1 protein-coding gene and 1 pseudogene are annotated in these 612 nt (G+C 66.0%); both read left to right on the top strand.

What is annotated here, in order from left to right:
- A partial coding sequence (locus tag CXQ94_RS23885; protein ID WP_368665589.1) for an enolase C-terminal domain-like protein occupies nt 1-369 on the top strand: 369 nt, incomplete at its 5' end.
- 27 nt (nt 370-396) lie between these two features.
- Nucleotides 397-612 (top strand): annotated as a pseudogene (locus CXQ94_RS23880) (hypothetical protein); the annotation flags it as partial.

Here is a 612-nt window from a genome sequence, read left to right as displayed (position 1 = left end):
CAGATGTGCGAGCAGTTCGGCCTGACCTGGGGTTCGCATTCGAACAACCATTTCGACGTTTCGCTGGCCATGTTGACCCACGCCGCGGCCGCCGCGCCGGGGCGCATCACCGCCATCGACACCCACTGGATCTGGCAGGAGGGCCAGGAGCGCCTGACCCGCGAGCCACTCGAGATCGTCGGCGGCCAGGTCCGCGTGCCCGAGCGCCCGGGCCTGGGCATCGAGCCGGACATGGAGCGGATCATGGCCGCCCACGAGTTGTACAAGCAGGTCGCCAGCGGCGCGCGCGACGACGCCATGGCGATGCGTTACCTGGTGCCTGGCTGGACCTACGACCCGAAGAAACCCAGCCTCGGCCGCAATACCTGAACCCGCAGCCCAAACCGGAGAACTCCAATGAAAACAATATTCCGCGCCTCCCTGCTTTCCGCCCTAGCCGGCATCGCCGGTCTCGCTGCCGCCTCCACCACGATGGCCGCCGATGTGAAATGGCCGACCCGCCCCGTACAGGTGGTGGTGATCGCCAACCCTGGCGGCGACACCGATTTCAACGCCCGCACCATGGCCAAGTACTTCAACCAGATCACCGGCAAGAGCATGGTGGTGACCAAC

This window comes from Arthrobacter sp. GMC3, assembly GCF_002929305.1.
Lineage (GTDB): Bacteria > Actinomycetota > Actinomycetes > Actinomycetales > Micrococcaceae > Specibacter.
Note: the sequence above shows the minus strand (reverse complement) of the source record. Positions and strands in the feature narration are given on the sequence as shown.